Origin of the sequence: Pseudoalteromonas sp. BSi20652, from assembly GCF_000239855.1 — a bacterium.
Taxonomy (GTDB): domain Bacteria; phylum Pseudomonadota; class Gammaproteobacteria; order Enterobacterales; family Alteromonadaceae; genus Pseudoalteromonas.
In genome coordinates, this window is record NZ_BADT01000178.1 from 16,442 (window position 1) to 27,120 (window position 10,679).

The following is a 10,679-nucleotide window of genomic DNA, read 5'->3' on the forward strand; positions in this document are numbered from 1 at the left end:
TGAAGCCTAAAAGTGAAATAAATTTAAAAAAACATAATAAGTAAAAAGTTAGCATCGAATAATTAAAGTTTATGTGTATTAAGCAGCATATTTACCGCATGATTTTATCAAAATAGCGAATGTAGACACTAAATTAATAGTATTAATTTATTATTTTATGAGAATAAATTGTAAATCAATGTATAATAATAGCCGAAAAAACGCTTAATAAAACATTTGGAGTAAATATGGATTCAGTACTTAATTGGCTTAACGAAAACTCAGGCCTTATTTTACATTATGCAATTCAAGCTGTTGTTGCGCTTGTTATCTTTTTACTTGGTAGTCGTATTGCTAAGTTTTGTTCAAACTTAACCGAAAAAGGTTTTGCTAAAAAGAATGTAGACAAAGCTGTGGGTTCATTTGTCTCAAGTATTGTGTACACACTTGTATTTGCTGTAACAATCTTAATGGCACTATCGCAAATTGGTATAGAAACAACCTCGTTTATCGCCATTTTAGGTGCTGCAGGTTTAGCGGTTGGTCTAGCATTGCAAGGTTCGTTATCTAACTTTGCATCTGGTGTACTAATCATCTTACTTCGTCCGTTTAAATCTGGTGATTTTGTTGAAGCCGGTAATAAAATGGGAACTGTTAAGAAAATCGAAATATTCTCTACTGAGCTTCGTACACCAGACAACAAAGTAATTATCGTACCAAACTCTCAAATAATGTCAGGTGCTATTACTAACTTCTCGCGAGAGTCTACTCGTCGTATCGATTTAGTTATTGGTGTTGGTTACGATGCTGATTTGCGTCACGCAAAAGAAGTATTAAAATCAGTACTAGATGCAGAAACTCGCTTACTTAAAGACCCGGCTTACACTGTAGCTGTATCTGAGTTAGGTGATTCAAGCGTAAACTTTGTTGTTCGTCCTTGGGTTAACTCTGCTGATTACTGGCCTACATACTGGTCTTTAATGGAAAACATTAAAATTGCGTTAGATGAAGCCGATATTACAATCCCATTTCCACAAATGGATGTTCATCTACACAAGCAAGACTAATTTTAAATACCTATTTAATTAAGGTCATTTTTAATTGTTGCAGTAAAAAAATAGCTCATAAATATAATAGTTTATGAGCTATTTTGCTTGCTCTAACAAGTAATGCTTTAATAAAATAGGCGGACATTTATTCAAAGGTTATTTTTAATGAAATTAAAGCTTTTATCAATTTTAGTAGCAGCCTCTGCTGCAACTAACGCATTTGCGGCAGACGCAGAACAAAAATCGTGGGAAGTTACTAGTGAACTTGGTGCTATTATCACTAGTGGTAATACAGAAACAACCACACTAAAAGGTGGTATTAAAGTTCAGCACAACCTTGAAAACTGGAACAACGAATACAAGCTTGATGGTATCTACAAAGAAGATGAAGTTGAAGATGCGAATGGTGAAAAAAGTAAGCAGCGCACTAATGAAAAGTACTCAATTTCTGCGCAAGGTAATTACAAATTAAATGAAGAACATTCTCATTTATTCATTTATGGTTCACACGTATCAGACTACTTTGGTGCATATAGAAGTGAGTCAGTAATTTCTGCAGGTTATGGCTTTCGTTTATTAAACGAAAAAGAAATGTGGTTAAGCGCTGAGTTTGGTCCTGGTTATAAATATTTTGAATACCCAGATGATAGCTCTGAAGTTGATGACAACGGTAACTCTCTTGCGGGTGAGTTTGAAGGCGAAGTAATTGCCTTGGGTAAGTTGGATTACAACTGGCAAATTTCTGATAATGCACGTTTTACTCAATTATTAGCTGTTGAGTATGGTGATACAAATACTAAAACACGTTCAGAAACTGCATTACTTGCAAAAATTAGTGGCTCATTACAAATGAAAGTTGCCTTTAATGTTACCAATAACTCAGACGTTGCTGACGACAAAGAAAGTACTGATACAGAGACATCATTTACTTTAGTTTATAGTTTTTAACCAATGTAACTAAGTTAATTACACTAAAGTGACAAAAGGGGCGAAAGTCCCTTTTTTATTTGCTCAGGATTAATGTATTATACCCACCAATTTTGGTTGTAGACCTAGGGATATACCTACTCGTGAAAGTTTTCATACAATATATTAGTGCTTTTATTCTACTTTGCAGTTTTAGCTCTTTGGCTTTTACGCCAACAGCGTCTCAAATTGAGCAATTTAAAAAACTGCCAAAAGCTCAACAAGAAGCTCTTGCAAAACAATATGGTGTTGATGTTTCAACAATCACCGGTATAAACCAATCCAGTAATCAAAATAATACACAGCTGCAAAATAGTATTGGCGAGCGCGTAGAGCCAGAAAAAGAAGAGCTTACAGATGAAGAGCGCTTTAAACCCAAAGCAGACGAACTAAAACCATACGGTTACGAGTTATTTGCAGGTGAACCTACCACTTTTATGCCAAGCGAAAATGCCGCAGTACCAGATACTTATATTATAGGCCCTGGTGATCAATTAAAAATTAACTTTTACGGTAAAGAAAGCGAAAGCTTTGAAGTTATAGTTGACCGTGAAGGGCGTATTAACATCCCAGATCTAAGCCCTGTAGAAGTGGCTGGTTTAACTTTTGCTGAAATTAAAGAACTAATAAAAGTAAAAGTAGAGCAAGAGGTTATAGGTGTAAAAGCCTTTGTATCGCTTGGTCAACTTCGTAGTATGCGTATTTTAGTGCTAGGAGAAGCGTATAAGCCGGGTAGCTATAGTGTTTCTTCATTAACAACCGTTTCGCACGCATTATTCGTAAGTGGTGGCGTGTCTGACATTGCCTCTCTTCGTAATATTCAAGTTAAACGCGCAGGCAAGGTTGTAGCAAACTTCGATCTATACGATCTACTTATTAATGGCGATAGCAGTAACGATATCGTATTAAAGCCGGGCGATGCTGTATTTATACCATCAGTTGGTGCTCAAGTAACAGTTGAAGGAGCAGTAAAGCGCCCGGCTATCTTTGAACTTAAAAAAGGTGAATCTGCTAAGCAGTTATTAGCAATGGCTGGAGGCCTCAAACCAAATGCCTACGCTAAAAATGCAGTGGTAGAGCGCTTTAACTTCGATCGTAAAGAAGTGCTATCGGTCGATTTTTCAAAATCGCAAATTAACTATATCCCACAAGATGGCGACCGTATTCGCTTTAACTCAGTTAGCTCGCAATATCAAAATTCAGTTAGCTTAATTGGTGCAGTAGCGCGCCCAGGCAATTATCAGTGGCACCAAGGCAAGCGTATTTCAGATGTACTTAAATCAGTGCGTGGTGACTTACTACCGCAAGCCGATTTAAGCTACGGACTTGTAATCCGCGAAATTAATATAAACGGTGATATACAAGCATACCAATTTGACGTTGCTCAAGCGATTATTAAAAACCCTGAAAACAACTTACAGCTTAAAGCTAATGACAAGATAGTTGTATTTAGCCGCTTTGAAGAAAAAGAATCAGAACAATCAGCACTAGCAAATATGGCTCTTAGCCAAGAGCAACAAGAGCAGCAACAAAAAGCAGAGCAATGGCATAAGTTTGAGCAAAAAGAGTTCGAAAAATACATTGGCGTTAATCAAGAAAACGAAGAACTTGTTCTTGAAGACAATAAAATACTAACAATTGCTGAAATTTCTAAGCGCAAAGCAAAAGAAGAAGATCAAGAGCTCAAACCTGAAGATTACGCATTATTTAGCCGCCATAATTTACTTGCGCCAATTATTGCCAAATTTAAGCAGCAAGCATCAGTGCAGCAAGCAATGCAATTAGTTGAAATTAATGGCAATGTAACTTTTCCAGGTATTTACCCATTAATGATTGGTGGTGAGGTAAGTGATTTAATAACCGCAGCAGGTGGTTTATTAGAGTCTGCCTACGTAAAACAAGCTGAAATTACGCGAATAGTAGCGAGTGATGGATCTAAGATCGAACACTTACGATTTGATCTTGAAAGCGCCATGAAAGGCGACCTTCAAAGTAATATTATTTTGCAAAGCAAAGACAGCATAAACGTATTCGCTATTCCAAACTGGCAAGAAAACGTAAAAGTAGAATTAAAAGGTGAGCTTAAATTCCCAGGTACGTACACGATACGCCGCGGTGAAACGCTTACTGAATTACTTGAACGTGCAGATGGTTTTTCAAAATTTGCAGAGCAAAAAGCAGCTGTATTTACTCGTACGTCAATTAAAGAACAAGAACAAAAGCAACTCGCGCGCTTATCTACAGAGCTTCGCCGTGACATAGCTTCTAAAAGCTTCCAAAATTCTGTAAGTAGTAGCTCGCTTTCGTATGAAGAAATGAACAAGCTGTTAAATGACCTCGCGAGTGTAGAAGCCGTAGGACGTTTAGTAATTGATTTACCTTTAATTGTAAGCAATAAACAAAACTTAGTATTACAAGATGGCGATACACTTTATGTACCAAGCAAACGCGATTCAATCAGTGTAATAGGCGAAGTTAACTACTCTACATCACATCTATATAAGCCAGGTGTGAGTGTTGATGATTATCTTGCTTTGAGTGGTGGCCTTAAAGAGCGTGCGGCTGAAGACCGAATTTACATTATTAAAGCCAATGGTTCAGTGAAAATACCAAATACAGGTGGTTGGTTTGCAGCAAGTAATGCTGATCAGTTAGAACCAGGTGACACAATAGTAATTCCAATGGATGCTGGGCATATGGATAAGCTAACGCTTTGGAGTACTGCAACGCAGATCCTTTATCAGTTAGGTGTAGCTGTAGCAGCAATTGGAAGTCTTTAAATACTAAACTAAGGTATCAAATTGAACAATTTTAATATAATTCGGTTCTATAGACATTTGAAGCGAGATTGGCACATTTTAATAAGTATAGCTTTAGTGGTAACTTTAATCATGGCTGTAGTTGCCTTCAATAGTCCCGATAGGTATAGATCAGAAGTTTTAGTTGCTCCTTCAGCTCAAAGCAATAGCAGTGGTCTGTCTGGTTTAGCATCTCAATTAGGTGGTGTAGCATCACTAGCTGGAGTTAGTCTTGGTGGCGGTGGAAGTGATAAAACTATAGAGGCCCTAGAAACTTTAAAAAGCAAAGACTTCCTTGTTGATTTTATAGAAAAATATCAGTTAAAAATTCTCCTAATGGGTATTGATGCTTGGGATATTGTAAAAGACGAAGCTATTTACAGTGATGAGTATGATGCTAATACAAATCAATGGAAACGAGATGTTAAATTTCCTAAAAAGAATGAGCCTAGTTTATATGAAGTTAGTGATTACTTTTTAAAGCACAACTTATCAATAAATACAGTAGCAGAAACAGGTTACACGGTTATTGAGGTTGAGCACTTTTCACCTAAGCTAGCAAAGGAAATTGCTGAAAACTTAGTTTTAGAAGTAAATATGAAAATTAGAGAAAAAGATATTGCTGTTAGCCAAAATACGTTGAAATTTTTAAATGATGCATTAGAAAAAACAAATATAAATGAATTAAAACAACAGATATTTACATTGATGGAACAGCAACTTCAAACTCAAATGTTAGCGGAAGTAAAAGAAGATTATGTATTCAAAGTAATTGATATGCCGTACGAAGCTGAGGAACGATTTGCTCCGAATAGAATATTAATGTGCATTTTAGGTTTACTATTAGGTTCACTCCTCGGTTTTTTAATTTCATTGACTCGCTTCGTAGCAAAAGAAGCTCAGCGTGCGGAAGTATAAATAATGATTAATAGCTCACATAATGTTCAAAAAAATAAATCAAATATCTTAAAAGGTAAATCATTTACCTGTAAAACTATTTATGTTTTTTGCCCACAATCTTCTGTAGATATGCTACGAGTAATTGAAAAAGAGCATAATTTTGATTTTGTATTTAATGATAAAACGATTAAAAATTATAAGTCGAAAGTAATTTGTCACTATAACAGTTCTGATCTAGACAGTGATTATAAAAAATTATTAGTTGAAGCGCTCGAATATGGCGGCTACGTTGAATCGTTAGATGACTATTTGGAGAAAAGAGTTGGCTTCACCGAAGTAATGCTTTTAAACAGTGGCTACTTTCTTCATCAAAAAGCGTTTGGTATTTTATCGAATAAACGTACTCAGTTTGTGAAACGCTTTGTAGATATTATTTCAGCTTTATTATTATTAATTTTGACATTACCGATAAGTTTAATTGTAGCCTTACTGATTAAGTTGGAATCCAGAGGTCCTGTGTTCTATAAGCAGGAGCGTACCGGACTTTATAACGAAACATTTAAAGTTATTAAGTTTAGATCAATGAACACAGAAGCGGAGAAAGATGGTGCTCAATGGGCCAATAAAAATGACTCAAGAGTAACACGAGTTGGTCGCTTTATTCGTGCAACACGCATAGATGAGCTTCCTCAAGTGATCAATATTATTCGTGGAGATATGTCTATTGTTGGACCAAGGCCTGAGCGTGAAATATTCATTAAAGATCTGGAAAAAGAGATCCCATATTATCGGTTTAGACATGCTGTAAAGCCCGGTGTTACAGGTCTTGCACAAGTTTCATATCCTTACGGTGCATCATTAGAAGATGCGGTATGGAAGCATAAGTACGATATATACTATATTAAAAATCATAGTACTTGGGCCGATATTAAAATTTTATTTAAAACATTTAAAGTTGTCTTATTAGGTATGGGGCATTAAATTGAAAGGATTTAACTTTCTTTATAAATTATTGCATGAGGCAATCCCAGCCCATACCAAACTAAATATGTTTTTAGTATGAAAACTAGTGACGTGATGAAAAGCTCATTTATTAATATGAGCTTGCAAATATTCCCTATTTTGAGTGCTCTTCTATCTGTACCATTAACTATAAAGTGGTTTGGATCTGAGCTTTTTGCTGTTTTTTCTTTATCGATTAGTATAGTTGTATTATTTAACTATTTAAACTTTGGTGTTGCTCAATCAGTTAATCGGCTTTTGGCACATGAATCTTGTCAAAAATCTATAAGTGATATTATTTCATCATCATTTTTAATAATGCTTTTAATAGGTGTAACTGTTAGCGTTGCGACCTACTTTTTTTCGTATGAAATAGTCAGTTTATTTATTGATTCAAGTAATGATAACTATCAAAATGCCTATAAAATGTTGACTGCGGTGCTATATGCGTCGCCACTATTTTTATTGATCATTTTATTAAGAGCGATTTTAGAGGCTAAGTTACTTTTTAAAATAACAGCTGTAAATCGAGCTTTTCTAAATTCAGTGTTATTTCTATCACCAGCAATTTGTTATATTGCTGGGCTGGAAATGTTCTACGCATTGTATATTGCTATAGCCATACATATTATTTCTTTTATTTTGTTATTGAATAGAGTTTTTCATTACTATCCTCATATAACCAAACGTTTTGATAGCTATGTTTCAAAGCAGTTAATAACAAGTGGTGGCTGGTTAACTTTAATTTCTTTATCGTCAATTATACTTATTTACGCTGACAAATTTATTATTAGCTCTAATATAGGTCTATTAGAGCTAGCATATTATGTTGCAGCATATGACCTCATATCACGTACTAGTATTATATATGGCTCTTTGAGTGCCGCATTTTTCCCCGCTTTTTCATTTTGGTTTAAAAATGGACATATTGCACAGTTAAAAGAATCTATAAATACTCTGTACATATTAATAACTTTAATGATGGGAGTTATCGTTGTTGGAACGTTATTATTATCAAAGTTTATTTTAGCTATATGGATTAATGCAGATTACGCTGCAAACTCTACACAACTGTTAAATATATTATCTATAGGTGTATTTTTTCAAGCATTAGCGGTGGTGCCTCTTCGAGTCCTAACTGCAACGATATTTGAAAAACCAGTGGCCCTAATTTACCTTATTCTCTCAGCGCTTTATCTTTTTTTAAGTGTCTACCTTTCTCATCGGTATTCAGTAATAGCAATTGCAATACTATTTAGTGTTAAGGCGGTATTTGAATTTATTGTTTTACATTGTTATATGTCATTTAAAGTTACAATAGATAGGTTTGACTTCTCCTTTTTATATAGAACTATGCTCGTTATAGTGTTCGTTTTTTATTTAGTTATTATGATTTTTATATACAGGTTATATCGTCAAGTATATTAATTGTATTGTTGTTTTTTCCTAGAGAGAAAGATAAAGCAAGGTATGTAAAGATGTTGAATTTACTGCGAAATAAAGGAAGAGTAGAACAATCATGAACTATGGCTTTTTCGATATGAATTTAATGGGTATTACTAGATACCCAAGTTTAATTGCACATGAAATTTTAAATCAAAAACCCGACTCATCTTTTTTTTTCTTTTATGAGCAAGAAGGTTCGTTATCGGAGGAGGATGCTTTAGCTATCCTCCCCGTAAATTCAAAATTAATTAAAGTCCCAAGCGTTAGCGGGTGCTCAATAAAAAGAATATTAACTCAATCTCAAATAAAAATATTAACTGTAATGGCGCAAAGAATTCCAGATACAGCTTTTGTCCTAGGAGCTAAAGAAAGTGGAATTTATACTATAATGTTTCAGCATGGTTTATATATTCCGTTTATTAAAAGAGAAACGTCACTGCTCATTCATCAAGTCAAAAAGTATTTAGGTTTGTTTGCTATGTAAATGCTGTCGCTTCTTTGGTCGATAAAAACTTTATTGCAACGCTATATAACTATGTACAAGTTTTTATTTTTGGAAAAAACATCAAACAGACATCATTACCTTATCAGAAATTAAATGCCGACCATGTTTTAGTCTATGGCGATTATTGGAAGCAATATCATAAAGATGTGTTTGGTTATACTCTTAGTCAGCAAGACGTTGTTGGTTATCCAGAATTAAAAAGCTTAACAAATGAAAATGAAAATATTTCAGCAGAAGGTGTATGTTACATCACGCAAACATTGGTTGAAGATGGTCGATTAGCAAGGCAGATCTTAATTGACTTCATGAAGGAATTATCTCAAAGCTGTCAAGAAAAAAAACTAACTTTAACAATTAAACTCCACCCTAGAAGTGATTTAACATTATACAAAGAGTTGGCTGGTGTTGTTGTTTTTGAAAAAAAGCGTTTTCCTATTTCAGACCTTTACGTTGGGCATTATAGCTCGCTAGTCGCTAAAGCTGCCTTTGTTACAAATAATATATTGCTAATCGATTTTCCTGGTCACGATATACCAGAATATATAAAGTCTATTTCTTCTCATCGATTTAATTATAATGAAGTTGCTGAGTTTACTGAAATATTAGCTAGCAAGAATATTAAGTCGGAAAAAATTATTTCAGAAAACAAAGCAAAGCTAAAGAATATCTTTGGAGACCCTAGTTTAGACTCTGTGCAGAATGTAGCAACTTATATTCAGGGTCATAAATGCTAGTAATTGTACACGACCTGATTAGCGTTCTGTTGGTCCTCTCAGTACTGTTTGGAGCACTTATGTACCTTAAGCTGAGTAATAGGCCTATATACTACTTAGCTGGTTTAATCATTGCGCTCTCATTAAGTTACCTATTTATTGTGCACTTAATCTCAATTAATATGGGTCGCGATGGATTTTCGATATTTGTTAAAAAAGATTTAGTCGATGATAAGCTCTATTTTTACACGGCTAAATTGATGGCCAGTCAATTATTAAGCTTAGGTCACATAGACAAAGACGTTATATTTGCTTTTCAAACTTCTGAGTTTGGATACGACTCTCCTAAGTCACTGTATTTTTCGGCGCTTGCAGTGCCACTGTATTTATTATTTCCAGAAGCCGGTACTCTCGCGTTTAAATCACTAAATATTTTATTCTTTTGCTTTGCAGTACTGCTATTGGCGAGGGAGTTATTAGATGAAAATGATAATAAAAGACAAACATTAGCAGAGGTAAATGTAAGTTGGTATGCTTTTTTATTTGTTATATTTATATCATTTTATCCAACATTATTTATTCGTTTAGTACAAATAGAAAAAGATGTATTTTTGTTTTCTCTTTTCTCAATAGGTTTTATATGCCTATTACACAAAGTGAATGGAAGAGGAACTTTTTTTAAAGGTATATGTTTATTATTAATTATTGTAATACTTATTTTCTACAGACCACAGTTTTCCTTGGTATTATTATTTTCTTATCTATATTTAGTTTTTTTAAAACGAAGAGCTTTAAAGTTTTTTCTTACAATTAGCTGTTGTTATTGTTTTGATCCCAATTCCATTGCTCTTACTGAAAAGCTACTTTCCCGACGTGTTTACTATTTTAGTTGCAATTAAAAGTTACTCCGTATTAGCCGGTGCTACTGATGTAATTGCTGTCGATTATGAATCTGTACTGGGTATATATAAAACGATAGGGGCCTCTTTATACTTTTATTTATTCGCGCCAATATCAATTTATGCACTAAAGGCAAATGCATTATGGAAAGTAATGATGCTAGAGCCAATATTGTTTTTTATCATTCCGTTTCTAGTGTGTTTATTTTCGTACAAAAAAGTTAAAAACGGTAGCTATTTACTGATGTTAGGTATTGTTATATCCATTATATTAGCCTTACTTTCTGTTTATTATGAATCGCATGTTGGTAGCTATATGAGAAAAAGATTGCCTCTATATGCTATGTGGATATTCCTAGGCTTTTATTTTGCTAAACATAGAAATAAGGTACTCAAAAATGAAAAAAATAAGCAGTGATTTG

Annotated in this window: 9 protein-coding genes; all 9 read left to right on the forward strand. The window is 34.1% G+C overall.

Annotated features, from left to right (window positions below; translation table 11 throughout):
- Positions 1-227: 227 nt before the first annotated feature.
- The 9 genes from P20652_RS04475 (at position 228) to P20652_RS04435 (ending at position 10,257) form a co-directional block, all read left to right on the forward strand.
- A complete protein-coding gene (locus tag P20652_RS04475; protein ID WP_008170972.1) occupies positions 228-1,046 on the forward strand; it encodes a mechanosensitive ion channel family protein in 819 nt (272 codons plus the stop codon).
- A gap of 147 nt (positions 1,047-1,193) precedes the next feature.
- Complete coding sequence (locus P20652_RS04470; RefSeq protein WP_008170973.1) at positions 1,194-1,976, forward strand: YdiY family protein; 783 nt, start codon at positions 1,194-1,196, stop codon at positions 1,974-1,976.
- 122 nt (positions 1,977-2,098) lie between these two features.
- Positions 2,099-4,774, forward strand: a complete 2,676-nt coding sequence (locus P20652_RS04465) for an SLBB domain-containing protein (protein WP_033017791.1) — start codon at positions 2,099-2,101, stop codon at positions 4,772-4,774.
- Positions 4,775-4,795: 21 nt separating this feature from the next.
- Complete coding sequence (locus tag P20652_RS04460; RefSeq protein WP_158307897.1) at positions 4,796-5,710, forward strand: Wzz/FepE/Etk N-terminal domain-containing protein; 915 nt, start codon at positions 4,796-4,798, stop codon at positions 5,708-5,710.
- A 3-nt stretch (positions 5,711-5,713) separates the two neighbouring features.
- A complete protein-coding gene (locus P20652_RS04455; RefSeq protein WP_008170976.1) occupies positions 5,714-6,673 on the forward strand; it encodes an exopolysaccharide biosynthesis polyprenyl glycosylphosphotransferase in 960 nt (319 codons plus the stop codon).
- 78 nt (positions 6,674-6,751) lie between these two features.
- Positions 6,752-8,122, forward strand: coding sequence for an oligosaccharide flippase family protein (locus P20652_RS04450; protein ID WP_008170992.1), 1,371 nt, complete (start codon positions 6,752-6,754; stop codon positions 8,120-8,122).
- A gap of 112 nt (positions 8,123-8,234) precedes the next feature.
- Positions 8,235-8,624, forward strand: a complete 390-nt coding sequence (locus tag P20652_RS04445; protein ID WP_139048232.1) for a hypothetical protein — start codon at positions 8,235-8,237, stop codon at positions 8,622-8,624.
- A 14-nt stretch (positions 8,625-8,638) separates the two neighbouring features.
- Entirely contained in the window at positions 8,639-9,379 is a 741-nt protein-coding gene (locus P20652_RS04440; protein WP_008170995.1) for a polysialyltransferase family glycosyltransferase, read from the forward strand.
- A 59-nt stretch (positions 9,380-9,438) separates the two neighbouring features.
- Positions 9,439-10,257 carry a hypothetical protein gene (locus tag P20652_RS04435; protein ID WP_033017794.1) on the forward strand — a complete coding sequence of 273 codons (819 nt, stop codon included), beginning with the start codon at positions 9,439-9,441 and terminating at the stop codon, positions 10,255-10,257.
- The last annotated feature ends 422 nt before the right edge of the window (positions 10,258-10,679 follow it).

Bases quoted from the DNA above. Each gene is read 5' to 3' on its own strand.
- P20652_RS04475 (WP_008170972.1), top strand. From the start codon at position 228: ATGGATTCAGTACTTAATTGGCTTAACGAAAACTCAGGCCTTATTTTA.
- P20652_RS04445 (WP_139048232.1), top strand. From the start codon at position 8,235: ATGAATTTAATGGGTATTACTAGATACCCAAGTTTAATTGCACATGAA.
- P20652_RS04455 (WP_008170976.1), top strand. From the start codon at position 5,714: ATGATTAATAGCTCACATAATGTTCAAAAAAATAAATCAAATATCTTA.
- P20652_RS04450 (WP_008170992.1), top strand. From the start codon at position 6,752: ATGAAAACTAGTGACGTGATGAAAAGCTCATTTATTAATATGAGCTTG.
- P20652_RS04470 (WP_008170973.1), top strand. From the start codon at position 1,194: ATGAAATTAAAGCTTTTATCAATTTTAGTAGCAGCCTCTGCTGCAACT.
- P20652_RS04435 (WP_033017794.1), top strand. From the start codon at position 9,439: ATGTACCTTAAGCTGAGTAATAGGCCTATATACTACTTAGCTGGTTTA.